Origin of the sequence: Halosolutus gelatinilyticus, from assembly GCF_023028105.1 — an archaeon.
GTDB lineage: Archaea > Halobacteriota > Halobacteria > Halobacteriales > Natrialbaceae > Halosolutus > Halosolutus gelatinilyticus.
The window spans coordinates 41,657-67,678 of record NZ_CP095494.1; the positions used below are offsets into that span (position 1 = coordinate 41,657).

Here is a 26,022-nt window from a genome sequence, read left to right on the forward strand (position 1 = left end):
TATGACACAACCAAAACCTGACCGCTATTCGAGACGGCGAGTGCTCAGAACATCGGGAATGGCGTTGACCGCGATCGGGGCGTCGGGCTTTGCAGCGACGAGTGCCGCTGCGGAGAGTTCGTCCCTCCCGCAAGGGATTCTCGCAGACGGCCTCGATGTCGAGGGCGGAGACTTCTGGGCGTTCTTCCGCGGCTTTCGGAGTGCCCGACAAATCCCGTTTTCACGGAAACCCTCGATCGAGAACGTCGCGGACTCGATTCGCAACGAGTTCACCGCTAACGAGGAGCACTGGATCGCATACGGCAACTGGCTCATCGACAAGTACGACGTCGAACCGCTCGGGACGACGACCGTTCAGGTCGATGTGATCGAGGTAAATCGGCTCAGTGACGATGAGCACGTTCCGACGACGATCCAATCCGAGTATGATGAAACGACCGAGCAGCTCACCGCGATCGCGTGGGAAATCGGAGAAGCGGAGGATCCTGATTATCAGGTCGGGATCGAGGACAAACACGCTCGACTCGCGACCGAGGACCTCCAGGAATTCCGGCGTCGGTACATCGACGAATCGGGTGACGGTGAGCACGAACTCCCGGACGGTGAGTACGTGGAAGAACTGAAAGGCCGCTACTGGGACGGCCTCCGCTTCGGCGAAGACAGCCAGACCGTGATCGAACTCCTGGTCGGCGAGGTGACGTCATGACGGGGCACCTCGCACGTCCGATCGCCGTCGCCGCGGTCGTGGTCGCGTTGCTCTCGGTCGCGGCAGTGTCGCCGGCGGCGGCCAGCCACAAGTCGGACTCGAACCCGATCGACGAAATACTCACCGAGGAGGATGACGAGGGCGGTGACGGGTGGGTCGACAAGGCAAAAGGATACGTCCCGACCTACATCGTCGAGGGGATGGCCATTTTTGATGGCCAGTTACAACGGTTTTACTCGGGGTTTAGCATCAACCCTCTCTCGGATGATACCCCCTCGAACGCTGAGCTCGCATCGGAGTTCTCCGCTGCGGTAGCTGAGAACAGCGCGACGTACGAGGCGTTCCTGACGGCCGAAACCGGTCCGTCGAAGGCGTACGACACCCACCGGATCACCTTCGATCATGCGGACAGCGAGGCGCAGACAGTGTATCTCGTCGGATCGGTTGACAACGGATCTTATGAGGACGTAACGGTGCTCTCGGAAGCAGAGTTCGACGAGACCGGCCGCACGGTCGACGAGGAGTGGGTCGTGGTCGGGGACGGTGCGAAAGAGTTCCCGGCGCTCACCAAGGAACTCGCAAAGCGAATCGACGACGATCGCGAGATCGATCGGACGCTGCGGGCACAACTCATCGGGCGGTACTGCGACGTCACAAACCCGATGGGCAACACCTCGCCCGACGACGGGTCCTGCGAGATCCGATCGACCCTCTGGATGGACCACGAGGCAGTTCCCAACTGATCTGATACCCATGACACGCAAACGACGCAATGGACGTCGACGACGCGTTCGGGGAAGCGACGGAAAGCTCTACGACCCAAAGAAACAGGCCGATAACGGCTACCAGGCCCACGAGAATCGAATCCAGACCGCTGCCAGACGCACCCGATGGCGATCGACGGGTGCGATCGGGTGGCTGATCGGGCTCATCACGAGTCTCGTAAGTGGACTTCTGGGGACTACGACGTGGCTGGTTCGGACGTTGTTGGTTCGGCCGGTGAAGATGATTCTGCGCACGCCAGGATCGCTCCTTGAGGGCGGGACTACCCGAATCACAGGCCGTCGTCGACGGAGGCGATAGCGATGCCTGCGATTCGCGACGTCGTTCTGTTTCCGGTAACGGTTATAAGACAGGTCGGACAGATCGCCTCCGGATTATGGTCGTTCGTCCGTACAGTTCGACTTGAGACGTTCATTCCGGAATGGCTCCTCCGACTGACGATCTATGCGATCCCAAAGGCGATCGCGGGCAAGACCCCGGAGGATCAAATCGAAGGGTCGATCATCCTGATCGGCTGGTCGATCGCCACATCGCTGTTCACGGGATTCCTCACGATCGGTTTCGTGCTGTTCTGGGGGATCTTCCTCGGCATCGGAATCGTCCGGTTCAGCGACTGGGGGTCAGCAGCGTGGGATCGCAAACCGTCGATTTCACTGCCCGGGAAAGGAAGCGACGGGCGTTACAAAACCCGCCGGAGGTAACGCTCAGTGATCTTTTCCCCGCTGGGTTGGCTCATGGAGCAGCTCGGTCGCGTTCGCGTCGGCGGCCGTGAAGTTGGCAGCAGGATTCCAACCGAGCACGTCCCGAATCCGGTGCTCAAAGTCGCCTTCTGGCTGATTATCGTCGTTCTCTTCGTCGACGAGTTCCTGATCCTGGTCGCGATTCTCGGCGGCCCGATCGCGCTGCTCGTCGTGGTCGGATTTGTGGCGACGAGTCTGATCGTCACCCGGACGAAGCGAGGCTCCAGAGCAAAACGATCGGTCAAATCTCGAGTTTCGAGGTCGATTTCGGGACGCGAGAAGCGGGGGTACCGAACCCGACGCAAAAGCAAGTGATTCAATCATGCCAAATTCAGGACGAAAACCTCGAGGACAGAATCGTAGTCGAACCAGTACCGGAGGTCCACGCATCGAGAACTTCGAACGGTGGCTCTTCCGGGCCACAGGAAAAGTGCTGTTCCTGTTCATTTTCTGTGCATTCATCTTCATCGGGATGACCCACGATTTGTTGTTCATCGTGGCTCTCGCGGGGATCGCCGTATTCCTCTGGGGTGCGGTGATCTTCCCGACCCAAGAGTTCAAACAGACGGGTCAGTACCTCTGGAGCGGCCGCGCCGGCGAGGATGTCCACAGCCTGTGGTGCCGGATCTTGCCGTGGCGAGGGGGTGGTCGTCGATGACGCGCTCGATCCAACTCGCGTTGGCGATCGCGCTCGTGGTCTCCGTTGTCGTGCCAATCGGCGCGGCGGGCGTGGCGGCTGCCGAAGAGGAGCGTCAGTGTTCGACAGAGGTCTCACACGACGGGTTCCTCACCGACGAGGCCGTGCTCGAGGAGTACAACCAAAGCGGATCAGCGTCGGATGTCGAGCACAATACGCGCCTGACAATCGAGGAAACCTCGGCGTTCTACAGGCTGCAAGCCGAGAACCCGAATTCATACTGCGTTCACATCACTGCGGAGGTCTCGGCAGAGATCCTCCCGCCGACGAATCTTGGCACCGTCGAGTCGAACAACGGGAACACGAAAGCGGAGTGGATCGATATCCACGACTTCGACCAACAGGAGGCCCATACCGAGATATCGTTCGTGATGCCCTCGAATTCGACCGTGCTGTTCGCTCCCTCGAAGCCGACGGTGCTCCTCCCAGCATGGCGAGATAGCCGAAAGCACGATGCAGAGGGAATCATCAAGACAGTCTCTGAGTGGCTGGGGGATGGCGATCTCGAAAAGCGCACGTACACGTTCACAGCAGACGGTTCTCCGTCGGTGACGGTCCCGCTGGTGAATGACGAGAATGACGAACAACGGATCGACGATTGGAACGCTGTCTACCGGACGTCGAAGTCTGAGCCATGGGCGCCGGTCGATCGGAACAGCGACGATCCGGTGTTCTACCAGGAGGTCGACGATGGTGAGAAAATCCGATTCTATTTCAACGACGAGACCGCCGAAGTTGAGTTCAAAGCCAACCCGACTGTACCGGATAAGGCGATCGCCGAGTACCGATCGTTCCGCCGATCGCTCCACGATCTCGGCGACTTCTGGCCGTTCGGAATGGTCGTCCCGATCTCCGGGGTGGTGACATGGTAAGCCTCCAGAATATCGCACTGGGGGTGATTATCCTCACGATATTCGCGGTGAGTATGCTGAACCCCGGTGGGTTCTACGTCGCGCTTATTCTGTCGGCCTTCATCGTCGGACTCGTACTATTCGTCCCGTTCGTACAAGAGTACGTCTTGAGCGTCAACAAGGGCAAAGCGGCCCGGAAAACGCCGGACAAAGGCAACGGAGGGAGTCAGAGAAAATGATGTTCGAACCACTGATCATAATCGCGGTCAGTATCGTCACCGGATACTACCTCTCGACTCAGTACGCTGGCCACGCAACGACTCTCCAGTGCCTCTTTCACCTACTCGTCGCAACGATGTGGCTCCTCGCGGCGATCGTGACGATATACACGGGGTTTTACTTCGCAGGTGCGGTGTTACTCATCCTGTTTTCGTTCTTCTGGCTTTCGAATTACCGGACGATTCGGGATTCGGACCTCCGCCGGAAGACGAGTTCGTGGAACCCCTTCGGATACGAACAGAAGTGACGTCTTCAAACTTCGCCTGTTGTAACGATTATAACGCCTACGATGACCGATATGGAACGATACAACCGTAATCGACACCGCTGGTGCCGGCACCGAACACACCACACAGAGACGAGGAGAGTCCCGTGACACCCCCACCGCTGTTTCTGACGGGGAAGTGTCATCCGAATAAATCGGCGATGCAACTCTACGTTGCAGCCGACGTCGTCGAATCGAGCGACTTCCCCCTTGAACCAGAGGACGACTACCGGGGCATGACCGTCCCAGGAACGGACGCGGTGCTGTTGTGGCCCAAAGGGTGTTCTCCAGAGTTCCCCCTGGAGGTCGACGACTACTCGGATGAACTTGTCCCGTGGCCGCTGAAAGATCGAACGGCGCTCACAAACCGATAATCGAAATTCATGAAATCGCACACAAATACGAACCACGAGCAACGGCGATCGGAGCTCGCAGAGCTTCGGCGAGAACTGCGCGATAAACAGGGGTACCTGAGCGACGACAGCGAGGAGCTGTGGAAGGCGATTTCCCAGTGGATCCTCGAGTCCTACAACGTCCCCGTCGGCAGCTTACAGACGAAGGTCCAGACGGAAATGGCGGAACTACAGGACGACCCGTTGCACAAGATGTATGATCATGCCGACGTCGACGACGGGGAAGAAGCATTCCCCAAGCGGTGTAAGGGCTGTCCCCACTACGGCGTACAGTGCCCGCCGCTGGCCCGGTACCACCCGAAGAAAACCTTCGAGCGGATCCTCGACGAATCGGAGGACGACGACGAATTGCAGGCGGAACTGTCCGCCTACGCGGCGAAACACCATTGCAGCGTCCTACAGGAGATCATTTCAGAGTGGGAACGCGGGTACGCGAACTTCCTGAGCCGCGGTGAGCAACTCCGAACCCTCCTGAACGCGGATATCAAGGGGATTGATTTGGAGACCGTCAACGGTCTCGAACTGGAGTTCGAGAGCCCCGGTGACGCCCTCTCCAGCCCCGCGACGCCGTCGCCGTCGACGGCAGCAGGTCACGGTGATGAGCCGCCGGCGGAAGCGGCTGAACGGATCGAAACCGTTACGGAGTCGATCATGACTGAGGACGAAACCGAGGGAGAAGCATGATCGACGTGCGGAGTGCGATAATCGCCGCGATTGCGGTGCTGGCCGTCGTCGGGATCGGGTACCTCCTCTGGATGCGCCGATCGTCGTTGAACGGCGATCGCGAGCAGATCGAACGCACCCAAGAGGACCTCCGGATGGAGTCCAAGAACGCACAGCGTCCCGAACGCGTCGGGTTCACGACTCGGGCGCGGGTCCAACCGACGACGACGCTGCTCTTCTTTGGTTCTGTGGCCGCGTTCCTGCTCGTCATCTTGGTCGGTGCGTATCAAATGGCGAAGTCGGGCAGTCCGTCGGAAATGGCGTACGCCGATCAGATCGAATTCGCGATTTCGATACTGATAGCCGTCGCGGCCGGCGTCTGGTTCAAGATGCGGTTAGACAGCAAGGCCGGCGAATTGAATATCACGTACGAAGGCGAGACGTCGAACGCGTCTGAGACGTACTACTACGATCGGAATCTCGTCCAGCCGCTGTTTGACGATAAAGGGGATCGCGACGCGCTCTTGGTACCGGTCTTCAAGAAGAATCGGATTCTGGGGCTGTTCTGGTCGCCGAAACTGACGGCTGACGACGACAAAGCGCGCGATCTCGACAAGAACCTCCCTGGCGATCAAGTGACGTACGAAGTCCCGCTCGACCAATCGTCGACGTGGGACCAAGAAGAGGCTCGTATCACCGTTCGGGCAAAAGATGACAGTCTCATTTCGAATCCCGATCGGCGGGCAACGTACGAGTTCGTCCCGTCTGATCGGAAATCTGGCGCCGAAATCCAGACTATGAAAGACGAGATCGAGCAGCTTCGGAAGCACCTCGATCACGAGCGCCGGCTGAACGGCACGCACACCGAGATGATCGAGGCGATGGAGGAAGCCCTGGAGAACCGCAACCACGGCAGCCTCGAACACCTCGACGACGCGAAAAAGATGTTCCTCGATATCATCGAATCGGTGAACACCGACCACGATCGGCGATCCGATCGCTCCGAGTCTCGGAACGACTCACGTGATGGAGTGCTGACCTCGCGGAGTACGGCGAAGGCCGAGTAACACCACCGATTTCACACCAATGAAAACACACACCCAGAGAGTCGTACGGCTAGTCCTCGCTGCACTGCTCGTCCTGAGCGCGATCGGCGCCGCGGCGCCGGCCGTTAGCGCAGCGGGGACGTCGGCGACTCCCGACCCCGTATTGGCTGTCCAAGAGAACGGAAACGCGACTGTGAACGATACTGCCGGCCCGACCGAGGCCTCGCAGGTCCGGCTCACACCAGATATCCCTGACGCGGACTGCGTGTCGATCGAGACGGTCGAAAGCGACGAGACGTACAACACGAGCGGAACGTTCGCGACCTTCTCACTCTCGCAACCGGCCGAATCCGTCCGGGTAAACGAACCCGGAGCAGAGGCCACCGTCATCGGCGACGGATCGGTTGTCCGCGTCGAGTACGGGCCCGACGCGGCGCCGAGGGATTCGGTTTCGCTGTTCTCGCTCGAGCTGTACTTCGCCGACGAGAGCACGAAGACGGTCGAACTCTACGCGACGAATACGGACGTCTCGGCGAATACAAGGATCGACCCGTCCTACCTCGGATTCATCGAGTACGTCGAAGGGAAAGCCGAAGAGGAGGGCTACGAGACCAATCCAGACGGGCTCGAAGCGTACGTCACAGACACCGAGGAACGAGCGCAATTCTTGGAGGGGCTCTGGACTGACCAGATCAACACGTTCATCAGCCTCCGTATCGCGCAGTTGTTCTCGCCTCTCGACTGGATTGCACTGATCGCGGTTATCGCGGGACTGTCGCTGTTCGCGATGCGGAAACACGAGTGGGTCCTTCGAGCACAACAGATCGCGACCTCGAAGGCAGCACTCGCTCGCGAGGCGGTTCGACAGGAACACGAGAAACAGCGGAACGCAGCGGCGAAGCACGCTCTCGAAGAGGTTGAGGGGATCGGACGGAACGACGCTCGCTACTGGAAGAACGTCGGGATCGAGACCGTCGACGACATGATACAGGTCGCCTGCCGCGGGATCGTCGCCGTCGACGAGGACGGCCATATCGTGCAGGACGAGAACGGCAACGACGTCTTCGAACATCACGGTGTGGACGACCTCAAGACACTCGACCCAATCACCGAGAAAGGCCTGCGCGAGAAGACGTGGCTGAAGCCGCTCATCGTCGAAGGCCGGCTTCGAGCGACGACGGCACTATCGAACATCGAACGGGCGCTGTTGACAGCAGAGCGGGACTACTCCCGCGGAAACGAGGTTCGCGAAACGAGGATGCAGGTCCAAGAGATGATCGCCGAACTCCGCGGTGAGCGCGAGTTCGCGAACGCGAAGACGTCGACGTACGGACCGCGCGAACTACCGAGCGCAGACACGCCACGAGACAACGCAAGCGGTGCTACGGGGGCTGATTAGATGAGTCTCGATTTACTCGATCGCGATCCGCACGACCCGAACCCAGGTATCAAAACGCGAATCGTCCGTCGAATCCTCGGCGATCCTCGCAAGGCTCCGACCCGGCTTATCGGCGCCGCGATCTTCGTCCTGATCGGGGTTATCGTCGCCGGCGTGTGGGCAGTGATTCAAACCGAGACCACGACCTCATCATCGTCCTACTGGTTCGTCCGGCTCGTGGGGAGCATCGTCAACACAATGTGGGTGCTCGTCCCCGTCGCGATCTACCTGTTCTGGCGCTATATCGGGGTGCTTCGGAAGCGATACGCCGAGTCGGCCGCCGAGATCACGGGATGGCTTCCGGAGTCGATCGAGCACCTGTCCGACGAAATGCGATCGACCGATCGGACGACGCGTGTCATCGCCACAACCGATCACTCGTTCGAGGAAATCAGGTCGAACGTCGACGCAGCCCTCCGCGGTGAACCCCACGAAGGCGAAGTTGTCGACTACTACGGACGGTACGAATCGAACAACGGTGACGGTCAGCCGGAGGCCCCGGCGTCGGACGATAGCGATCTCGAGTCCCGCCTCGACGAACTCTCGGCTCGCGAGACCGAACTGATCGAGGAGTACAACCGAAAAACCGAGCGGATCGACGATCTTCTCGATGACGCCCTCGGTGCCGATCTCGACCTCAGTGATCCCTCGGCACTCGACGATCGGGTGTCGATGTACGATCTCATGGATGGGGGCGGCCAAGACGCCGTCGACGAAGCTGACCAGCTTCTCGAGGAGTGCGAGGCGATCGAACAGGAACTCGAATCGGTCCGCGACGAACTGGCCGCCGTCCGCGCCGAGATCGAGTCGGAAATCGAACCCGAGAGCGATCTGGATGTACGGTCCCGAGGCCATGATGATGTGTACGCTCTCCCGGAACCGGAACCGGAAACGGACGACGACCACAGCACCGATCGAGTCGCATCGGATCGCCAGTCGATCGGGGACGTATGGGCCAACGCGGACGGGCTACGTGCCAAAGGTCGAGCGGTCGTCGGCCACTGCTATCGGAGGGCGGTAGACGTCGCAATCGCGTCGATCGGCTGGATTGTCGGGCTGATCGCGGGCGTTCTCGGTACGATTGCGAACCTCGTCTCGGGTAGTCCTGGCGATGAACCGGAAGACGAGGACGAGGTCCCGTGGAAGGTCCGATTTGCGGAGGAACTCAAACACTTGGTTCTCGATCTGAACGCGGGACTGCACTCCGATGACCTGCTCTGGAAGTTCGGACTGCCGGCGTTCGTGACGTTCGTTTCGCTGCTGATCCTCGCCCGTCTGTGGGTGCATCCGATCCTTTACATCGTCTTCATCGCGATCGCGATCCTCGTCGGCCTGTTCACGTTCTGGGTGTCGAAAAAGCGCCGATCGAGGCGGCTGCAAATCCACCGACAGCCGGAGGAGTGGAGCTACTGGGACGACGCCGCCGGCCGCGTGAAAACCGTCGAGACGGCGGACGTAGAGTGCTATATGGGCTGGCTTCCCGGTCGTCGGTACGTGTCCTACGATCGCGAGGAGTTCATCACCGAGTTCTCGCTTCGACTCTATCAGCTCACCCACGACGAAAAGGTCTCCCCGTCTGTACTGGAGCAGTACGCCCGAAACATCGCTCAGATGAAGCCGAATCTCCGGGGCCACTTGGAGCAGACCGAGAAGCCGGCAATCCAACAGGAGATCAAAACGGTCGTTGAGGACGCCCCCGAGCAGGTGATCGACAAAGCTGGCCTCGCGATGGAGGTGATCGAGCACCCGCACGAGGATAAGCGGCTGTCGTCCGATCTTGGCCACGACCCACGACTTGTCGCAGACGAATACCGCTGGCTCGTCGAAGAGGGTCACGTTCTCGAAGAGATCGACGTCGAATTTGAGGATGCGAGTGGCCGAACAACGACGAAAACGCTCGTCTACCCGGCCAAAAAGAAACGGCTTCCTGATATGGAGGCGCTGCACTCGCAGTTCTCCGATCGGTTCACCGGATCACACGGCGATCCCTACTACAACCTCCCCGAGTGCAACCCGACCGAAGATCTTCGCGGGTTCGTCCCGTCGCCGCGGGCGGCACAACTGTTCGAAACTGGGGGTGTATAACCATGTCTTCGGAACGAGAGAACCCGGCTCTTGCCCGGTATGACGAGATCCAGGCGAGAGATTCGACCGACGTCGGAACGGCACTGAAAAACCTGAAGCGAAAGCGGATTCAGCGACGTCAGCGCCAGTCGCAGGCGGAACACGAGGCGTTCGTCCGGAAACTCGTCACGGAGGCCCGGGCCGCGATCGCCGGCGAGAGCCACTACCACATCGAGGACCTGCTGCTGACGCTCCACTGGACGATCAAGCAGTCCGAGAACCTGCCGACGGTGCTCGATCCGTCCTACGAAGGCCTGGATGCGGAGACGAAAACTGCGTTCCACGACCACGATCACGTTCGGTCACAGGGTGGATCGCCACCAGACCCGGAGCGAGAACTCGAGACGCTTGCAGAAATCGCGGAAGAACTCGGAATCATGAACTCGATTATCGACACGACGAGATACGCACCTGTACGATTCGCATCGATCGACGAACCCGGCGCAAAGACGACCGTCGACGAACCGACACCGGTCGGTCGGCTTCGGATCCCGAGGGACTCGGCGGTCGACCTCGATGATCGCCTCGTCGAGATTCCGCACCAATCGTGCGATCACATCGGCGCGATCGCGCTCCCGCGTCGCGGGAAGGACTCGACGCTCGTCTCACTCGGGAAGAACCTCCAGTCAGAGCACGGCTACTCGTACATCTCGATCATGGACGACGGCCGGATGGAGACGCCGATGATCGCGATTCCGAACGACGAGCAGGTCATCCAGCAGAACCTCGATCGATTCGAGCAGGAATCCGACGCGATGGCCGCGGACGTGTTCGTGCCGGCGATGGGCGACATTCCCAACCTGCTGCCCTCGAACTTCCGGCTGTTCACGATCGGGATCGACTGTCTTACGCCGCACCTGATCCTCCGCCTCGCGGGCGTCACGAAGAGTGACGAGACGGTCGAGGCCCGGATCAAGAAGGCACTCGACGAGACGCTGACGAACAGCGGGTCGGTGTCCGAGCTCGTCTCCCGACTCCAGGTGTACGCCCGCGAAATGGAGGCGACGATCGAGTGGACCGAGATCGAGGAAAAACGCGCTGGCGAGACCTCGACGTCGACGTACACGGCGCACTATCAGATGGACGCCGAAAGCGCCCTCGAAACGGCGGCGCAACGTCTCGGTCAACTCGCCGCGGAGGGACTGATCACGTCGCCGTCGGCCGCGACGAACCTCGATATGGTCGACGTGATCGCCAATCAAGAACGGGCTGCCGTTCTCTGCTGCAACTTCCTCGGTAGCGGCCTCGAACCGCTGAAATACGTCATCATGGACCTGTGGCTGCGGCTCATCTACAAGGCCCGTGACGAGAACCCCCGGTTGCCTCGCGTTTGTATCGAGATCCGCGAGTTGAAGAATATCGCTCCGTCGAAGATGGCCGACGTCCGGTACAAGGACGATATCAAGACGCTCCGGCAGACGATATTCTTCCTGACAACGCAGGGCGGAAGCCGGCGGATCCTTCTCCTCGGATCCACGCAGAAGTGGAACGACGTCTACAAGCCGGTTCGATCGAACATCGCGATCAAGTTCCTGTTGCAGCTCGGCGAGGACGAGATTGACACGCTCGACAGGACGCACCATTTCTCGTGGGAACAACAGCGCCAACTCTCCGAGTTCGATATCGGCTGGGGAATGATCATCTCCGAAGGGAAGCCCGACTACCCGGTCGAACTCCGCGGGGCGCCGTGCGGCCTCGGCCTCGGCGATCGCCACTGGCGCGATCGGTACGGGATCGCGTGGGGCGCTCGCGTTCGCGAGCACGAGCACGACTCGTGGCGTGGCGACGAGGACGATCCCGAGTGGTGGGTCGACGTCGTCGACTGTGCGGTCTACGAGATCGACGCCGACGGGCCACCGGCGATCGGCGATTGGTTCCTGCTCCGCGAAGACCTGGAGGGCGTCGATACGCGGGTCGCTGACGGGGCGCCGGTCGCGGGCCGGTTCCTCGAGACGCCGGCGGACGATCGGCGGGCGTGGGTCGACGACGCCCTGGAACAGCGCCGCGAGCTCGAGATTCCGAATGATTTGCTCCTACAACCGAGCGGCCACCACAACAAGCAGCGAAGCGTCTCACTCGCCGCAGACGACCTCACCGCAACCGTCGAGGATGTCGCGGACGAGTACGGCGTTCCCGAGCAGATCCGGCCGTGGCTGGAGGATCCGCCGGGCAAACGCGAGAAGCTGATCGAGGCGGTGACCGCTGTCCACGAACACGACGGTCTTCGGACGACTGGCGACGTCGCCGAACACCTCTCCTACAGCGCGTCGACGCTGCGAAACTACTGGTCGAAAGACGACGGTCTCGGGCCGTGCTGGGCGCAAAAAGGGAAGGACTACGTGACGACGCCTATCGGCAAGCAGGCTGCGACGCTGGATTGGGAATCGATCAACGACGACCTGTCTGAGTACGAGTGACCATGAATCGAGACGAATCCAAGATCAAAGACGAGTACCACACGCTCGTCCGTGACGTCTTCGAGGGGGTTGTACGTGAGGTCAACAGCCACTACCCCGCGGAGCGATCGGTCCGACTCGACTGGGAACGGATCAGAGAGTTCGACAAGACGATCGCGAAGACGTTCCTTCGGAACCCGCAGCGGGCGCGCGGCAGTACCGCGGAAGCGATCGAGTGCTGGAACGAGGTCGATATCCCGGACTCGATCGTCCGTGTGCACAACATCCCCGACGAGTACCAGTTCCGCGTCGGGAAGCAGCGAACGATCCATCTCGGTCGGCTCATCACGATTACCGGCGAGGTCGTTGAAATGGACGGCGTCAAACCGTTCGCGAAGATGGCCGCACTCGAATGCCACCAGTGTGGGACGCTGAACTACGTTCCCCAATCGTACGGGAAGATGATCGACCCGCACGCGTGTGAGGGTTGTGAGAAAAAATCCGGTCCGTTCCTGTTCCGGCGACAGCAGTCGGAACTGCTCGACTACCGCAAGGTGATCCTCCAGCGCGCGGATACAAATCTTGACGACGATCCGCCACAGCTCGCCGTCTATCTCACCGAGGACCTCGTCGATCGGATCGGACCTGGAGATCACGTCTCGCTCGTCGGCTACTACGATACCGGCCGCATTCAGAAAAAATCAGTTCTCCAAACGTACCTTGAGACGTGGGATATCGAGTCTCACGAGGAAGGCGTGCTCGCCGATCGACTCTCGCCGGATGAGCTTGCCGACGCGATCTGCGAGGAAGTCGAAGCGAAACAGGACGAAGACCCGTCGTCGTTCGGCGCCGATCGCGAGGCAATCATCGAAACACTCGTCGACGAAGGTGTCCGCCGCAAGGAAGTCGAGTCACAACTGGAGGACCTCATCGATCAGAAGGAAATCAGCGAGATCGGCGGCGGCAAACTGATGGTTACGTAGCAGCCGATCGTCCGTCCGAGATCCCACCGTCGTCCGTACGCGCGTCCATCCTCCGAGGACAACCAGATGTGGCAGAAAAGGCGATCAGCGACCAATCTGAGCGCGTCTGAGGAAACGGTCGTCTGCGTGTCTCCGAGCGCCCGCGGCTACGCGCGTACAATGTAGAGTCTCCGGTGGTTGAAAGACGTCCAGCAATTCAGACCGACACCGTGGTGTCCGGCGAAGTGTTCAGACGTGTCTTCCCCCGAGAACTGTGAGGAAAACGAATATGGAGACAGTATCTGGATACAGATTACCGCTGCCCGTTCTTGTGCTGCTGGACGCGAGCAACGTTTTCTGGATACGATCGATCGCTGTCGAACAGCGGATCGTCGGGAAAGACGCGATCGCGGCAGATCGCGTCAATATCACTGCCGGGTTCGGGCCGATCGCCCGTCACCTTCTCGACGGCGTTGTACCACGACGTCGTGTGCCCCGTCGGGAACACGGGCCACTCGTCGATCGGCGGATCCTGTACGCGCTGCAAGCGCGCGAGCGAGTCGTGAGCGGCGTCGGTCAACCCGACGGGTTCGCGGTCGCGGGACTTGCCGAAGACGTCGTCGACGGACTACCGGCTTCGCCTGTGTAACTTCGTGCTGTCAACTCTGATCTACAATCTGTGGCAGCTGACGGACTACTCCGGGGACTCGTCTAACAGTACTGGTACCGATGGCGTTTGAGACGGCGATCCAACAGTTGAAACGCGACTTCATTGGCCGATGTGATTCTGATAGTCCTCGAGTCCGTGCCTTCTACTTCGGAACAGGGCAGTTGCTGTTCAACTTCTGGTTGCATTCAGCTATGAACTCTCCTTCCATTTCGATCACACCAGGGTTCGAGTGCTTGGACCCAAACTTCTCGACGAGGTTCGCGAAGCCGACTTCGAAGCGGCAAAAGCAAGGAAGTTACCTGGAATATAGCGCCTAAATTCAAAATTACTGCTATAGAGTAAAGACCCTAACTTTGAGAGTGATCATTCAGAGTATTCAATTCTATTAGTCACAACACGAGTATCGTCATCTTCAGTAGGGTCGAAATGATTTTCAACTGCTTCTACTATATTTGGAAGGGTCGATTCCAATCCTAAAGTAACGGAATACGGCTTATGATCCAAATCATCAGTACATGAGCCGGTGAACAATCCAGTCTTATTCCCCTCCTCTACCCAACCAACACTAATATGTAATGTATTTTTTTCATTCTCAAAATTAAGCTTCTCAACTGTTATAGCATTACATGTACTTGAACCATAAGTTAGAACACCTTCGACATATACTTCGTTTTCTTCACTGTCAAAATTTATGATAGGTTTCTCAGATGGGGGTGTGTTTTCGTCAATTTCACGGGTGGGGATCTCACCCCAGTCAAACTCCGCTGAGTCTATTTCTTCCGGTAGGTTGTCTAGTGGATCTGGATCTGATCGCAAAAATAACCACCAAGAACCAAATCCGGAAATGGGGACAACGACTCCTATTTTCATCAATCTGCGTTTTGTGATTTTTAGATTTTTATTGGTACTCATGTTACTGATTATGTGGGGTTCTGACTGTTTGTTGCTAATTGTCCCGACCGTATTAAAGATTCACCAACTCTACTTTCAGTTGACCTTATGACCCTAACTGGGCATTCACAGCATCTAAAGCTTCATCACCAGCAACACCGGCGTCCCATTCATCTATGATATAACCGCCTACTTCGATATAAACCCGTCCGGAATGGAATGCAACTAGTTTCCCATCATCATCAACCCAGGGTCCTCCGGAATCGCCACCCTGTGCATTTCTAGAGTCCATATTGACTTGATGTTCAGCACGTTCGCCACCTGCAGCCGCTCCTATTACCCTATTATCTTCAGTACAGCTGTTTTTCCCAGAGAGGGTACAGTCAATCGTGTCCCGGATTGTATTTTCAAGTATTCCATCCCAGGTCCAGACACCAGTGACATCTGGCGCCGCACCGACAACACCCCCATGATCAGGAGAGGTTCCAGAATCTGAATTAAATTCGTATGAAGTAATATCTTCACTTTGGTCTCGTGAAGAGAAGGATCCAACAGGGTTTGAATCCACTTGATACATGCTTGAATTGCCCTCCATAACGTGATCTGCAGTGATTAGAACTGTATCGTCAGTATCAGTCCCATCTCCGTAGCAAACCAGACCGAGAGTTCCAGAAGTAGTAGAAGGAATAGTACTGATTCCAAGTCCTCCCTCCAAAGTGGTTCGATCATCACCGCGATACCCACAAGCGTCACCCTCTGATTTTATATTTTCTTGATTGATTTCAACTGGAAGCCGCTCGGGTTCATTATTTTTAACCGCTTGTTTTGCTTGTTTGTTTTTCTCTTTCACTTCCCTTGATCGGATTTCATTTTCCGGTTCTGGGACAGTAATCTCAATTTTAAGATCCGTTCTACTATCGGATTGCTGATGAAGTGTTATGCTTCTAATTTCATCTTTGTCTCTCACTTTTTCAGAAAAGTCCTTGTATGCCTGTAGTAGTTCGTACCTTTCTTCTTCAATTATTTTGACTTTATCTGGACGTCCTTGTTTATCTTTGGTAAGGGTTAGTGGAACACCTTCAGGCTCTTCCCCATAAGCAGTTCCTAAGGCAGATTGAAGTCCGGCAATGCTAACTGTACCGGCCCCTAATAACCTGAGGAACCGACGACGGGTACTGTGATTTAGCTGAACAGTCTCTCCAATTTCAAGTTGTCTCGCCATTGGTTAACACCAACTAAATTCAGAACCGTTAAAATATTAGTATTAACTGATGGATATTTCATCAGTAGATGAATATCATCTCAGACAATGGTTAGATTTGACTATTTTTGCTCTATAGGGAATGCAGTACGGCAATACAATAACGCAAAGCAGAGTCTTGCGTTTGCTTTGTAGTCAAGTAAGACGTTCCAAGATGAGATCACACTTATTACAGAGAAGAGTCTGGAGAGTATTCTCAAAGAGTAGTTCTGAATTTGGGAGCGGGTACTGTCTAGTTAAGCGCTTCTGGCGTATTCCGGCGTTTCAGCAGGTGTCGTGACGCCCTGAGTGATTAGCGCAATACTCACACATTCTGTGACGTGTGTTGAAGTAGTCGAATGTTCGCTGCTCGTCGATCGAGTCCCACTTGTGTCAGCGACTAGGTGCAGTTTCGCAGGGCTCGTCACGCCTTTATCGCCACTCAGTCTTGCGGTTTCCCTTATCTAGACAGTGCCTTTTTGTTGGTTAAAATCTCTTGGTCAATCTATCGCGCTTTGTATCGGCTGTATATTACTCGAAACTTCTTTATAGACAATTTCGTACGATATTAAACTGTACAAATCACTAAACGATAGTGTAATGCTCTGTCAATCAAGGAAATAAAAGCAGAAGTCTTATATTTCCCTCGGTATTTTGCATTTCAGTCGGAATTCAGGAAAGTGATAGCGGTGTACTGTCGGTTTCATGTTTTGAATACCAGTCTATTCCCCACGAAACTGCGGCTCTGTTTTTAGAATCAATGACGCCGCGAACAACACCAATATCGTCGTGAATAACGATAAGAACATGTTCGACAGGTTCTGTGATCACGACAACTCCCATCGGGATTTCACCAGAGTACGAATAAGCTTCGAAATTCCCAGTGTTAAGGAGGGTTTTGAATTCGTCACTGAGTTTTGTTTGCACATGTTCAGTCGCCTCCCTCCCGAAGACAAACTCGGCATCCAGTCGGTTCTCTGTCACCTGGGTCAAATACGTATCTACCATAGCCGAGAAAACAGTCGGCACCACACCACTAATCTTGGCCGCCTCAGAGACTTGTTCTTCAAGATATTCGTATACAAGATCTGGTCTTGTCTCCCCGATTACAAGTGTCGTTGCATCACAAGCGACGGACGGGTCAAGAACCGTTCCAATCTCCTGTCTTGTTTCGAGTAATCGCTCTGATTCTGCAAACGTCTGGACGATTTCGTCGGTTCGCTCATACTGTGTATAGACGATTTCGCCGAACGTCGTCGTCGCATACATACCATTCTGTCTTTTGACTAGATTGTGATCTTCGAGTTGTTTGAGCCCACGGTAAACCGTCGACTGTGAAGCGTCTACCTCATTGACCAGTTGGTTTTGATAAGCCGGGTCCTCGATGAGCCGTTTGAATATAGATGATCGTTTGTGGAGGGCCATGTAGGCGGCGTGTGATTTTTCCGCGTCCATGATTCTATGTATCACATAAAGCAACTTATATTAATGGGAATTGCTATGGGTTCCAACTGGCATAGTAGTATTCGAGATATATAGAATATGACACGTGGCTGTATGCGACCAGGGCCGATACGATCAATAGGTCGTCTGCTTTCTCGCGATCGGACATGCCGCTATTGCCCGCGGCTTCGGATAAAAAGTCTCGGCTATTCAGAAGGTACCTCTCCGCAGTGTAGGTCTTACAGCCGTCGTAGTCAGCCTTCCGATCGGCACACCGGTCACAGACGCGTTCGCTCCGCTCGACCCGCTTGAGAGCAACCGTCAGGAACGGATCATCAGGACCGACCGCGCCACAGACCTGACAGTAGGTCCACTCGGGATAGCCGGCCACATCCAGCGTTGGCAGCTCGTGATGCTCGAGATTGCGCTCCGAGCGCTCGAGGACACGCGCTCGTGCCGCCTGGAACGCGCGGTAGGCGAAGCCCGCGATCGCCTGTCGTCGGACCCGGACCCGATCGATGACCTCCGCGAGCGGTACGCCGCCGGAGAAATCGACGCTACTGAGTTCGAACGCGAACTCGCGTTCTACGTCGACGATCGGAATGAGCAGATTCGAATCGTCGTCGAGATGTCCCCGGGATCGGCGAGGCGACATCGAAGGCGATCGCCTACGAGTACCAGTCGCTTGAGGACCTCCGGGGGAGCGATCGGGAGCGCCTGGAGTCTGTGCCGGGCGTCGGCGAGCAGCGGGCGGCAGATGTGCTCGATCGGGTTCGGTAACTATCCCTGACAGCCTTCCAAATTCCCGATTCCGGGTTGGTTGCAGACTGTATTCCATCAAGGTTCGCAGTACCAACTTTGATACTGAACCAGCATATTGAATGATGGGAATTCTTTTTAGTTATGAAAGTGAATATGAATGTATGATAGAATTGAATGAGTGGAGATTCAAAATTCGAACATTTTTCACGAAACTGTTCATTTGGGTTTCACAACGTACATCCATCGAGGAAATCAACGAGGTTTCACTCCTTAACGAGAGAACCACCATCTACTCGTTTCGGAGCGACTCGGCGATTTTTGCTCAAGTGACTCCGATCGGTACTATCATTTGGAACAAATCTCGTATGGAAGGTCTTTCAACCCGGTCAAAGCAACTTATACTTCGTCATGAGTGTAGTCATCGTGACCGAAATCCAATATATAAGGGTATTCTATATGGGATGGCTGTATCGTTCGCTGCGGGTCTCCTCTTATTGCTGATCTCGTTTGCACTTTTAGCCCTTGGAGCATCACCGTCCGAACTATTAACTCCAGTTCTCATTGCTGTAGGGATGATAGGTTCGTTCATCATTTTAGTCCGTATTGAGGAAACTCTCGCTGACTACCATGCGATTCGAGATTTGGGCGAAGAGACCTTTATCGATGCATACAACGAGATATCAAGTGAAAGTGATAATTCGCTTCATGCTCAGGGTCTACGTAAAGTGCTATACACTGATCCCTCCGATACTGTCCGTATCTATCGGTTTTTCCAGCGTATCTCTTAGTCGTTATACAGCGTGAGATGATCCTTCAAGGGCCTTCGGCAGAGCGTTCGGAGGCGCCTAGAGTCCATGCCGGGTGTCGGTGAGCAGCGAGCGCAGGACGTGCTCGATCGGGTCCGTCCCACCGGAAACGCGGAGTGATCGGTTCGTAACCAAGATCAAGCGCGTACGAGAGGTATTTAAATCTGAGAACCATCAGTAATACTGTATGACTGACTTCCAAGACCATTTCGAAGACATGGACGAAGAAATCGGAGAGTTCACTGACGACCTCACTGAACGGCTCGAAGAGGCATTCGGCTCCGAGGTCGAGATTAGTCAGGTTCAGAACGACCCGCAGAACGATCGATATACGATAGAAATCGATCCTGTTGGAGTAGAGGACATGCTCTCCGAGGAACTAGATGTGAGGGTTATGACGATCGGTGGAATCACTATTCGCATGGAAGATAGGTAGGCCAGATTGATCACATCCAAACATATTTTTTGATTGCCTTTCTTTCACTATCCGTAAAATCATGCCAGCTAACGCACCCTATACAGTTACCAAGGGAGACGATGTTTTAGAGATTGAACTAATATCTGAAGACCTTGAATCCCGACGTAACGTCTATTTCACGGATCAATCACCTGTGTTTGAAATACGAGCTGAAAATATCAGTAATAGGCCTGTGGAGGGGAGTACAACTCTGAGGTTCTCTTTTGAAGAGTCAGAGAACAAAATAGAAAATGGTGTCGCAACTAAAATTGAACTTGATCTCGAACCGGGAGAGAGCAAAACGGTTACTCATCAAATCCGTATGCTTCCCTACCAGGGAACAGCAGCTGTGACAGTCCGCCGGTGCCGGGTCAGAGACCAAGAAGACAGGATTGAATTGCAAAGGATATCGAATCGGTATAAAAGGATATACACGTTCATGGTTTATGACCGAGACTATTATAAAGTAAATTATCTTTGGCCGAGACGCGCGCAATATATCGCAGCCTTCCTCTCTGTCCTTATCGTTTTAGTTGGTATCCTGCAACTCACAGGATAACGATCATTTCCGAACTTCGTCGATCGACTTCGCTATGTCCTCAGCCTGGATATCGGAGTACGCGGCGTGCGTGGTCTCGATCGACTTGTGACGCAGTGCCGACTGTGCGAGTTCCGAGTGACCTTTTTCGTACAACTCCGCCCCGAGCGCCCGCCGGGCGCCATGGGGTTTCAGATACCCGCCGTCGACGTCGATCCCAGCCTCCTCGGTCAGTTGTTTCAGGATCTGTCGGCCAGCCTCTTTCGTGATCAACGGCGGCGCAACCTCGCGATCGCGGCAGATCGCGTCGATATCACTGCCGGGTTCGTGTCGATCGCTGAACGGCGCTGCTCATGAAACCGAGAATGATCTCTATCTGACGACTTGTAGCATATAACTAGATTAGTTTTATATAGAATAAGGATTAATACTCAGAATGTAATGGCGGATCAGAATAAATTCAGTCGACGTAATGTTTTGAGAACAACCGCGGGCCTTGGCGCAGCTGGTTCATTCTCTACAGTTGGTTTTGCAGCCAACTCTGGGAACAGTTTCCGAGACCGCATTAGAGAAGCAAATAGAATGTTGGATGATGGAGTTTCTGATGAAGTTCGTGAAAACTATCTCAATGATCACGGAATCGTCGGAGAAGAGTCGGCCTATACGTATACAATCGAAAGAGATGATGAGGGAGTCGGTCAGCAGAACTATGATAAAGACGAGTTAGATATTGTCTGTCGACTATGGCATGATTGTCCAGATGGGCTTTACTACGCAGAGGTCGTTTGGGAATATGCGTGGGATGGCATAGAGGAAGGTAAGAAGCCCCATGATAGAGTTGGAATCGGCTATGAGAGGCAATGGTGGGATTATTCGTCGTATGACGTCAGCGAAACGACAGAGACAAGTTATCTCGTTGAACCGGAGCCTGACGAGTTCGGTGACGGCGCTGTGTTTAAAATGAATGATTATGAGGCCAACAAGAATAGGCAATATTGGTGTGGTCTCTATCTTGATCCCGTTGGTGATTATTCCTCTGATGAACGTCGTGTTCAGGCAGGATATGCCCATACTTGGGGTCAAACAGTCATTGAAAATGTTTCGGTTGGCTTCCCAGCGGGAATATCAATAACTGCGTCAAATGAGGATAAATATTGGGAGACAAAAACCGAAATAGGCGGCTCGTATCTCTTACGAGTGGCCCAAAAGGATTCAGTATATTGTTCCTAGTCTAAATCTATCATATATTTGTATATTATATAATTAGAAATGTTTATACTTTTCAGGATTTATTTCCAATTAAATGCTGGACCGTAGATCGATAATATCCGTTATACTGGGTAGTTTTACCGGGGCGCTCTCTGGATGCTCCAAGATGATAACTAACGATGATCCGTCTTCAGGAACATCTAATGATTCAAACAATTCGAACGAGGATCACAAATCAAATAAACCAGATGATACTGACGGTATTTCTTCCGAATTTAATATTATACAGTCTAAATGCATGTCAGAAGAATCAGCAGATGAGTTAGAAGAGTACAATGATGCGGTGATTGAATTTTATGATGACCTAATCCATATCGAGGGGACAATTGCAGACGGAGAACCAAATCGTATCGCTGAGTTACGAGATTACGAAATGGACTGGTCGAATAGTTACCTTTATATCGATGTATTCCATGTGGAAAAAGAAAATGATAATGGGAAAAATTGCCCATCAGAGACAGCCTATGAAATCGATTTCGAATATAAAATCCCACAAGACAGGGCAAAGAGAGTCAGAGTTAAACATAATGGTCGAACTGCTGGAAAAGCTGAATTTGAAGGCTAGTTTGTAAGCGGGCATCAGTGCTCGTAATCCCCGCAACGGTAATCCTCTGTACGCCGCTCGTATCGACAGTTGCCCGTTCGCAGCCCGATTTCAGAACACTGTGGAGGCTAATTGAACAGGTCGTCGACGAATGATTCGAGCTCAGAAAGACACTCGAATTAGTTGCCCAGAAACTGTACGAGTCTCCGCGACCACGAACTCGACTACGAGACGCTCGTCACCGGACTGAAAGTCGAATATCTAGACTGACTCGTTGACCACGTGCTCTGGATCAAACGCGAATTTAATGAAATCGGGATTCAAAACGGGAAAGCCGTGCTCATCGATTTGTGGGAGTACTCGGGATGACGGCCGATGTACCAACCCCATCCGTCCTCGAAGTGCTGTTTCTCGCTGTGCTCGTTGTACTCATGCTTGCCCCGTATACCAAGCAATACTTCGGGCCGAGCCTGATTCGGATCCAATCGAGGAGGTACGGCAATGTTCGCGGATGGTGACAACGATCGCAACGAACAGATCCGCGTGGTCGTCGAGGACGTCCCCGGGATCGCCCGTGCCGTTTTTATACAGGATGTGGCGAGAAACAACCCTATTCACCGCTAAAGCACTGCTTTAGGGACTAATGAGGTACTTTAGCCGGTTGAAAGCTGGTGGCATTTTATGTACCACGAACCGAGTCGGCATATCATGGCGATATCAAATATGGATACGATTGGACCGGCAACAAACCGAGAGGGGACGGACGAACTGTTTCATATCCTTAAGAACTCACGCCGACGTCACGTGATCGAAATAATTGCTGCTGAGGGGCGAATGGACCAGTCGAAATTGGTCGATCGCGTTACAGAACGTGAAATGGTGCACCGCTCGAAAAACTCGACCAATCAAAACGCCGGGCGGTGTATTCGTCACTCAAACAGATACACATCGGAACACTCGAAGACGCGGGCGTTGTGGCATGCAACGGTAACACCATTGAAAAAGGAGAGGCGTTCGAACCCGTTCACGCGTTTTTAGAACGATCCATGATCGCCGCTGGCGTGATCGAGCCCCTGTCGTTCACCGACCGGGTGCGGGTGGCAGTTCGGAACACGATCGATCGGGTTCGAGGATAGCTGTTTTCAGAACACATCCACGAGTTTCAGTACAATCAACACACCGACCGTTGCGACAAAGACGACTTCGGGATTGCGAACGATCGCCTGCGTGACGCGTCGGTACAGCCGTTGCGTGCGTGAGAAGTCCGGTTCGACGATCGTTCCCGCCACGACGTGTTCGCCAGTTTCGGCGTTGTAGGCGTCTACCGTCGGTTTCTCGTCGTCATTCATCGTCGAACACCGCCGTATTATCTTCGGCCAGCTCACTCGCGTCGATGTGCGAGTACATTTCCGACGTCGTCTGCGGGTCGGCGTGGCGCAACGTCCGTTGCGCGCGTGCGGCCCCACGCTCACGGTAGAGTTTCTCGCCGACGCCCCGGCGACCTCCGTGCAGCGTGAGATACTCGCCGGCGTCGAGGCCAGGTACCTCCGCGATCGACGAGAGTCGTTTCAGGATCGATCGCGCGCCTTCGGTCGTGATCGAAGACGGTTTGACCGCCGCGTCGAGCGCGACCGACCAGTAGTGCCGATCGGCACACCGGTGATCGCGTTCGTCGTTCCCGATTGCGTCCGCGATCCGTCGTGAGAGCGTCGGGACGTGCATCGAGGGGAAGACCGGCCACTCGTCACTCGGCGGATCGTAGGCGTCGTGCCAGCGTTCGAGCGGCGTCGTGACCTGCCCCGGGAGTTGGGCCGGCTCACGGTCCTGATTCTTCCCGAGGATCCAGGCGACGCCCTCCTTGAGATCGACGTCGTTCCATGTGAGTCCCGATCGGCGCGGGTCGTTCGGATCGTTCAGGACTTCGCCGCCGCGTACCCCGGAGTAAGCGATCGTCGCGACGAGCGCGCGATCACGCAGGCGCTTGTGCAGAATCGGCGTCGGGGCAATCGGGTCCTGGTAGGCGCTGTCGACGCGTCGACGAACGAAATCGACTACCGTCTGCCGTTGGTCGGGTTGCCAGAATTGGCGCTCGTAGTCCCCGCTGGAGGGTCGATCGGGCATGCTGTCCCGTGCCTGCGCTTTCTCGGCCGGATTCTCGGCGAGGTAATCCCACGTGACGGCCCACGAGAGAAACGCCGAGACATAGTCGTAGTACGTCCACGCGGTCGAAGCGGTGATCCCGCCGTCGACGTCGTCGGACCTCCCGGCTTCGACCCGTCGGGCGAGGTGACCGGCGTAGCTCGCGAGCGTTCGCTTCGAGACCTGCTCGATCATCGTGACGTTGCGATCGGCACAGTACCCGATCCACTCGGTGACGACGCGCTCGAAGTTCTTCCGGTAGTTCGGCGAGACCTTCGATTTGGTTTCGAGGCACTCTGCGAGGGCGTCTTCGAGGGGCGTCCCCTGGGGTGAGACCCCCGAATCTGCGGTTTCCATCGACTACGATGACCGTACGGCATCCGGGACAATAAGTCTACTTGGAATTACTGGTCTAATCTAAAGTAGCTATTCGATCGATCGCGCTCTCCGAATTCGTGCGGTACGGGACGTGTACCGCCAGAATTCGGTTCAAACGCGCATAGATAAACTACATGACGCTATACAAAACTTGACTGAGTTCCACTAGACACGAATCAGGCGAAAACAAACGTCTGACGCCTTCACGATCGGCTACACGAAAACAGGTGATCAACGATTGAAAGAAGCGATAGTATTTTCACCAAAGGAGATTGTTTGTTGGACTGTACCACGCGAAGGTCACCGATCACTTCGACGCCAACGCAATTGCACCAGCCGTCAGAACGCCGAACACGGCCAGGTCCTTAGAATGAGATCCGGTCGTGACGACTTCGGGCTCACCGAACGGTGGTAGCAGGTCAATCTCGGTCTGAGTGCGAGCAGCTCTCTTGTACATCGATTTCTCACCTCCGTCCCAGCCTTATAGCAACGCGCTTCTTAGCTACGAGACAGTGTTTTCAATTAGCGAATGCCTTTCGGCCGTATTTAAACTGCCGCCACCGGAATGAAAGTGAAGCTATCTGATCGCCGTCCGCTGCCGGAGCGCGTCCTCAATTGACAGCCCGTGCGTCGTGGCGATCTCGTCGGCGAGCACCTTCGCGTGACACGCCCGGATGGGTTGGACATCGAGTCGGTCGTGATGGTACTCGACGAGCGCCTCGATCACGAGCAGGTCTTCCTGGGGAGTTCGATCGGACATCGCCGGTGTTGGCCGCGGCCTCGGATAAAAAGACTCGGAACAGAATGTTAGTTTCTACCGGCAGTTGCCGGAGCCTTCTTTCGACTGGCACTGGTTACACAGTTCACCAGACGATGGTTTTCCAGTGCTAGTCGTATACCCTGAACTCGGGTAGTTTGTACAGTTCGAGCACCAATGCCACGTATCACTCCCATTTCGACGGCGGTATTGAGACGCCATACCTTACCATTATACGGGCTACTATTCAACGTATCGATGTGTTCAATTCAGATTCATAATTCGCAGTGATTACTTTCACCTTGGTACGATAACACTTACACGTGTCACGTTCGTGGACTGACGTATGCCAGACGAACAGCGGATCGTCACGCAGCGGGCGAACTACCTCGCTCGATCGACCGACCTGCGACAGAACGAAGCCGAAGCGATCGCCTGGACCGAGCGTGGCTACTCGTGGAACGCGGTCGGTCGAAAACTCGATACCAGTGGATCGACCGCGAAGGGGTGGACCGAACGAGCGATGGCACAGTACGGTCTCTCGATCGCCGAGACGCTGATGCCAGAAGAACTCGAACCGCCGCTCTCCGAACCGGCCTACGAGTCCGTCGACGTCGAGTACATCGACGAACTCCAGAACGAAACCGATCGGAAACGGTGGGCCGAATGCATCGAGCGAAACGTCGGGAAATTGCCGCAACCGACGGTCAACGAGGTCGTTCCTGAGTTGGAGCGTCGCGGGTACCTTTCGATTGATTAGCACGC

28 protein-coding genes and 2 pseudogenes are annotated in these 26,022 nt (G+C 55.4%); 22 read left to right on the forward strand and 8 right to left on the reverse strand.

Annotated elements, in window-relative coordinates:
- The first annotated feature begins 58 nt into the window (after positions 1 to 58).
- The 14 genes from MUH00_RS22515 to MUH00_RS22580 all read left to right on the forward strand — a co-directional run bounded on the left by MUH00_RS22515 (position 59) and on the right by MUH00_RS22580 (position 13,384).
- Positions 59 to 706, forward strand: a complete 648-nt coding sequence (locus MUH00_RS22515) for a hypothetical protein (protein ID WP_247005182.1) — start codon at positions 59 to 61, stop codon at positions 704 to 706.
- A complete protein-coding gene (locus MUH00_RS22520; RefSeq protein ID WP_247005183.1) occupies positions 703 to 1,449 on the forward strand; it encodes a hypothetical protein in 747 nt (248 codons plus the stop codon). The genes MUH00_RS22515 and MUH00_RS22520 overlap by 4 nt, the downstream gene beginning before the upstream one ends.
- 342 nt (positions 1,450 to 1,791) lie before the next feature.
- Entirely contained in the window at positions 1,792 to 2,190 is a 399-nt protein-coding gene (locus tag MUH00_RS22525) for a hypothetical protein (RefSeq protein ID WP_247005185.1), read from the forward strand.
- Between the two features lie 6 nt (positions 2,191 to 2,196).
- Positions 2,197 to 2,544 carry a hypothetical protein gene (locus MUH00_RS22530; protein ID WP_247005187.1) on the forward strand — a complete coding sequence of 116 codons (348 nt, stop codon included), beginning with the start codon at positions 2,197 to 2,199 and terminating at the stop codon, positions 2,542 to 2,544.
- A gap of 90 nt (positions 2,545 to 2,634) precedes the next feature.
- Positions 2,635 to 3,798, forward strand: a complete 1,164-nt coding sequence (locus MUH00_RS22535) for a hypothetical protein (RefSeq protein WP_247005036.1) — start codon at positions 2,635 to 2,637, stop codon at positions 3,796 to 3,798.
- On the forward strand, positions 3,792 to 4,016 hold the full coding sequence (locus tag MUH00_RS22540; protein WP_247005038.1) for a hypothetical protein: 225 nt from the start codon (positions 3,792 to 3,794) through the stop codon (positions 4,014 to 4,016). Before MUH00_RS22535 ends, MUH00_RS22540 begins: the two co-directional genes overlap by 7 nt.
- Positions 4,013 to 4,303, forward strand: coding sequence for a hypothetical protein (locus MUH00_RS22545; protein WP_247005039.1), 291 nt, complete (start codon positions 4,013 to 4,015; stop codon positions 4,301 to 4,303). Before MUH00_RS22540 ends, MUH00_RS22545 begins: the two co-directional genes overlap by 4 nt.
- 125 nt (positions 4,304 to 4,428) lie before the next feature.
- On the forward strand, positions 4,429 to 4,695 hold the full coding sequence (locus tag MUH00_RS22550) for a hypothetical protein (protein WP_247005040.1): 267 nt from the start codon (positions 4,429 to 4,431) through the stop codon (positions 4,693 to 4,695).
- Positions 4,696 to 4,704: 9 nt separating this feature from the next.
- Positions 4,705 to 5,418: a hypothetical protein gene (locus MUH00_RS22555; RefSeq protein ID WP_247005041.1), complete on the forward strand. Its 714-nt coding sequence runs from the start codon at positions 4,705 to 4,707 to the stop codon at positions 5,416 to 5,418.
- Positions 5,415 to 6,464, forward strand: a complete 1,050-nt coding sequence (locus tag MUH00_RS22560) for a hypothetical protein (protein WP_247005042.1) — start codon at positions 5,415 to 5,417, stop codon at positions 6,462 to 6,464. Before MUH00_RS22555 ends, MUH00_RS22560 begins: the two co-directional genes overlap by 4 nt.
- A 172-nt stretch (positions 6,465 to 6,636) precedes the next feature.
- Complete coding sequence (locus tag MUH00_RS22565) at positions 6,637 to 7,842, forward strand: hypothetical protein (protein ID WP_247005043.1); 1,206 nt, start codon at positions 6,637 to 6,639, stop codon at positions 7,840 to 7,842.
- A complete protein-coding gene (locus MUH00_RS22570; protein WP_247005045.1) occupies positions 7,843 to 9,966 on the forward strand; it encodes a coiled-coil domain-containing protein in 2,124 nt (707 codons plus the stop codon).
- A 2-nt stretch (positions 9,967 to 9,968) separates the two neighbouring features.
- Positions 9,969 to 12,422, forward strand: coding sequence for a hypothetical protein (locus MUH00_RS22575; protein ID WP_247005046.1), 2,454 nt, complete (start codon positions 9,969 to 9,971; stop codon positions 12,420 to 12,422).
- Positions 12,423 to 12,424: 2 nt separating this feature from the next.
- Positions 12,425 to 13,384 carry a minichromosome maintenance protein MCM gene (locus tag MUH00_RS22580; protein WP_247005049.1) on the forward strand — a complete coding sequence of 320 codons (960 nt, stop codon included), beginning with the start codon at positions 12,425 to 12,427 and terminating at the stop codon, positions 13,382 to 13,384.
- A gap of 292 nt (positions 13,385 to 13,676) precedes the next feature.
- On the opposite strand, the gene MUH00_RS22585 is transcribed toward MUH00_RS22580, so the two are convergent.
- The 4 genes from MUH00_RS22585 to MUH00_RS22600 all read right to left on the reverse strand — a co-directional run bounded on the left by MUH00_RS22585 (position 13,677) and on the right by MUH00_RS22600 (position 17,619).
- Complete coding sequence (locus MUH00_RS22585; RefSeq protein WP_247005051.1) at positions 13,677 to 13,943, reverse strand: hypothetical protein; 267 nt, start codon at positions 13,941 to 13,943, stop codon at positions 13,677 to 13,679.
- A 453-nt stretch (positions 13,944 to 14,396) separates the two neighbouring features.
- On the reverse strand, positions 14,397 to 14,945 hold the full coding sequence (locus MUH00_RS22590; RefSeq protein WP_247005052.1) for a hypothetical protein: 549 nt from the start codon (positions 14,943 to 14,945) through the stop codon (positions 14,397 to 14,399).
- Positions 14,946 to 15,030: 85 nt separating this feature from the next.
- Positions 15,031 to 16,146: a hypothetical protein gene (locus MUH00_RS22595; RefSeq protein WP_247005055.1), complete on the reverse strand. Its 1,116-nt coding sequence runs from the start codon at positions 16,144 to 16,146 to the stop codon at positions 15,031 to 15,033.
- A gap of 690 nt (positions 16,147 to 16,836) precedes the next feature.
- A complete protein-coding gene (locus tag MUH00_RS22600) occupies positions 16,837 to 17,619 on the reverse strand; it encodes a helix-turn-helix transcriptional regulator (protein ID WP_247005058.1) in 783 nt (260 codons plus the stop codon).
- Positions 17,620 to 18,019: 400 nt separating this feature from the next.
- On the opposite strand from MUH00_RS22600, the pseudogene MUH00_RS23350 reads away from it, so the two are divergent.
- The 5 genes and pseudogenes from MUH00_RS23350 to MUH00_RS22625 all read left to right on the forward strand — a co-directional run.
- A pseudogene (locus tag MUH00_RS23350) lies at positions 18,020 to 18,154 on the forward strand (hypothetical protein); the annotation flags it as partial.
- Between the two features lie 116 nt (positions 18,155 to 18,270).
- Positions 18,271 to 18,387, forward strand: coding sequence for a helix-hairpin-helix domain-containing protein (locus MUH00_RS22610; RefSeq protein ID WP_247005189.1), 117 nt, complete (start codon positions 18,271 to 18,273; stop codon positions 18,385 to 18,387).
- Between the two features lie 143 nt (positions 18,388 to 18,530).
- Entirely contained in the window at positions 18,531 to 19,157 is a 627-nt protein-coding gene (locus MUH00_RS22615; RefSeq protein WP_247005060.1) for a hypothetical protein, read from the forward strand.
- A 205-nt stretch (positions 19,158 to 19,362) separates the two neighbouring features.
- Positions 19,363 to 19,611 (forward strand): hypothetical protein, encoded by a 249-nt coding sequence (locus tag MUH00_RS22620; protein WP_247005062.1) that lies wholly within the window; start codon positions 19,363 to 19,365, stop codon positions 19,609 to 19,611.
- Between the two features lie 61 nt (positions 19,612 to 19,672).
- On the forward strand, positions 19,673 to 20,191 hold the full coding sequence (locus tag MUH00_RS22625; RefSeq protein WP_247005064.1) for a hypothetical protein: 519 nt from the start codon (positions 19,673 to 19,675) through the stop codon (positions 20,189 to 20,191).
- Positions 20,192 to 20,194: 3 nt separating this feature from the next.
- Here the strand turns inward: MUH00_RS22625 and MUH00_RS22630 are convergent.
- Positions 20,195 to 20,506: pseudogene (locus MUH00_RS22630) on the reverse strand (tyrosine-type recombinase/integrase); the annotation flags it as partial.
- A gap of 105 nt (positions 20,507 to 20,611) precedes the next feature.
- Between MUH00_RS22630 and MUH00_RS22635 the strand changes: the two are divergent.
- Both MUH00_RS22635 and MUH00_RS22640 read left to right on the forward strand, forming a co-directional pair.
- Positions 20,612 to 21,400, forward strand: a complete 789-nt coding sequence (locus tag MUH00_RS22635; protein ID WP_247005065.1) for a hypothetical protein — start codon at positions 20,612 to 20,614, stop codon at positions 21,398 to 21,400.
- 73 nt (positions 21,401 to 21,473) lie between these two features.
- Positions 21,474 to 22,004 carry a hypothetical protein gene (locus MUH00_RS22640; RefSeq protein WP_247005066.1) on the forward strand — a complete coding sequence of 177 codons (531 nt, stop codon included), beginning with the start codon at positions 21,474 to 21,476 and terminating at the stop codon, positions 22,002 to 22,004.
- Between the two features lie 1,121 nt (positions 22,005 to 23,125).
- On the opposite strand, the gene MUH00_RS22645 is transcribed toward MUH00_RS22640, so the two are convergent.
- The 3 genes from MUH00_RS22645 to MUH00_RS22655 all read right to left on the reverse strand — a co-directional run bounded on the left by MUH00_RS22645 (position 23,126) and on the right by MUH00_RS22655 (position 25,260).
- The gene (locus MUH00_RS22645) at positions 23,126 to 23,332 is read right to left on the reverse strand and encodes a hypothetical protein (RefSeq protein WP_247005067.1); all 207 of its coding nucleotides are present in this window, start codon (positions 23,330 to 23,332) and stop codon (positions 23,126 to 23,128) included.
- On the reverse strand, positions 23,325 to 24,479 hold the full coding sequence (locus tag MUH00_RS22650) for a site-specific integrase (protein WP_247005068.1): 1,155 nt from the start codon (positions 24,477 to 24,479) through the stop codon (positions 23,325 to 23,327). The genes MUH00_RS22645 and MUH00_RS22650 overlap by 8 nt, the downstream gene beginning before the upstream one ends.
- Positions 24,480 to 25,077: 598 nt before the next feature.
- Positions 25,078 to 25,260 (reverse strand): hypothetical protein, encoded by a 183-nt coding sequence (locus MUH00_RS22655; RefSeq protein ID WP_247005069.1) that lies wholly within the window; start codon positions 25,258 to 25,260, stop codon positions 25,078 to 25,080.
- Between the two features lie 343 nt (positions 25,261 to 25,603).
- Here MUH00_RS22655 and MUH00_RS22660 point away from each other — a divergent pair, with 343 nt between their 5' ends.
- The gene (locus MUH00_RS22660) at positions 25,604 to 26,017 is read left to right on the forward strand and encodes a hypothetical protein (RefSeq protein WP_247005070.1); all 414 of its coding nucleotides are present in this window, start codon (positions 25,604 to 25,606) and stop codon (positions 26,015 to 26,017) included.
- Positions 26,018 to 26,022: the final 5 nt, after the last annotated feature.

Excerpts from the sequence above, each read along its gene's own strand:
- MUH00_RS22515 (WP_247005182.1), top strand. The coding sequence starts at position 59 with ATGGCGTTGACCGCGATCGGGGCGTCGGGCTTTGCAGCGACGAGTGCC.
- MUH00_RS22520 (WP_247005183.1), top strand. The coding sequence starts at position 703 with ATGACGGGGCACCTCGCACGTCCGATCGCCGTCGCCGCGGTCGTGGTC.
- MUH00_RS22525 (WP_247005185.1), top strand. The coding sequence starts at position 1,792 with ATGCCTGCGATTCGCGACGTCGTTCTGTTTCCGGTAACGGTTATAAGA.
- MUH00_RS22540 (WP_247005038.1), top strand. The coding sequence starts at position 3,792 with ATGGTAAGCCTCCAGAATATCGCACTGGGGGTGATTATCCTCACGATA.
- MUH00_RS22545 (WP_247005039.1), top strand. The coding sequence starts at position 4,013 with ATGATGTTCGAACCACTGATCATAATCGCGGTCAGTATCGTCACCGGA.
- MUH00_RS22555 (WP_247005041.1), top strand. The coding sequence starts at position 4,705 with ATGAAATCGCACACAAATACGAACCACGAGCAACGGCGATCGGAGCTC.
- MUH00_RS22560 (WP_247005042.1), top strand. The coding sequence starts at position 5,415 with ATGATCGACGTGCGGAGTGCGATAATCGCCGCGATTGCGGTGCTGGCC.
- MUH00_RS22570 (WP_247005045.1), top strand. The coding sequence starts at position 7,843 with ATGAGTCTCGATTTACTCGATCGCGATCCGCACGACCCGAACCCAGGT.
- MUH00_RS22575 (WP_247005046.1), top strand. The coding sequence starts at position 9,969 with ATGTCTTCGGAACGAGAGAACCCGGCTCTTGCCCGGTATGACGAGATC.
- MUH00_RS22580 (WP_247005049.1), top strand. The coding sequence starts at position 12,425 with ATGAATCGAGACGAATCCAAGATCAAAGACGAGTACCACACGCTCGTC.
- MUH00_RS22590 (WP_247005052.1), bottom strand. The coding sequence starts at position 14,945 with ATGAGTACCAATAAAAATCTAAAAATCACAAAACGCAGATTGATGAAA.
- MUH00_RS22595 (WP_247005055.1), bottom strand. The coding sequence starts at position 16,146 with ATGGCGAGACAACTTGAAATTGGAGAGACTGTTCAGCTAAATCACAGT.
- MUH00_RS22600 (WP_247005058.1), bottom strand. The coding sequence starts at position 17,619 with ATGGACGCGGAAAAATCACACGCCGCCTACATGGCCCTCCACAAACGA.
- MUH00_RS22615 (WP_247005060.1), top strand. The coding sequence starts at position 18,531 with ATGATAGAATTGAATGAGTGGAGATTCAAAATTCGAACATTTTTCACG.
- MUH00_RS22620 (WP_247005062.1), top strand. The coding sequence starts at position 19,363 with ATGACTGACTTCCAAGACCATTTCGAAGACATGGACGAAGAAATCGGA.
- MUH00_RS22625 (WP_247005064.1), top strand. The coding sequence starts at position 19,673 with ATGCCAGCTAACGCACCCTATACAGTTACCAAGGGAGACGATGTTTTA.
- MUH00_RS22635 (WP_247005065.1), top strand. The coding sequence starts at position 20,612 with ATGGCGGATCAGAATAAATTCAGTCGACGTAATGTTTTGAGAACAACC.
- MUH00_RS22640 (WP_247005066.1), top strand. The coding sequence starts at position 21,474 with ATGCTGGACCGTAGATCGATAATATCCGTTATACTGGGTAGTTTTACC.
- MUH00_RS22645 (WP_247005067.1), bottom strand. The coding sequence starts at position 23,332 with ATGAATGACGACGAGAAACCGACGGTAGACGCCTACAACGCCGAAACT.
- MUH00_RS22650 (WP_247005068.1), bottom strand. The coding sequence starts at position 24,479 with ATGGAAACCGCAGATTCGGGGGTCTCACCCCAGGGGACGCCCCTCGAA.
- MUH00_RS22655 (WP_247005069.1), bottom strand. The coding sequence starts at position 25,260 with ATGTCCGATCGAACTCCCCAGGAAGACCTGCTCGTGATCGAGGCGCTC.
- MUH00_RS22660 (WP_247005070.1), top strand. The coding sequence starts at position 25,604 with ATGCCAGACGAACAGCGGATCGTCACGCAGCGGGCGAACTACCTCGCT.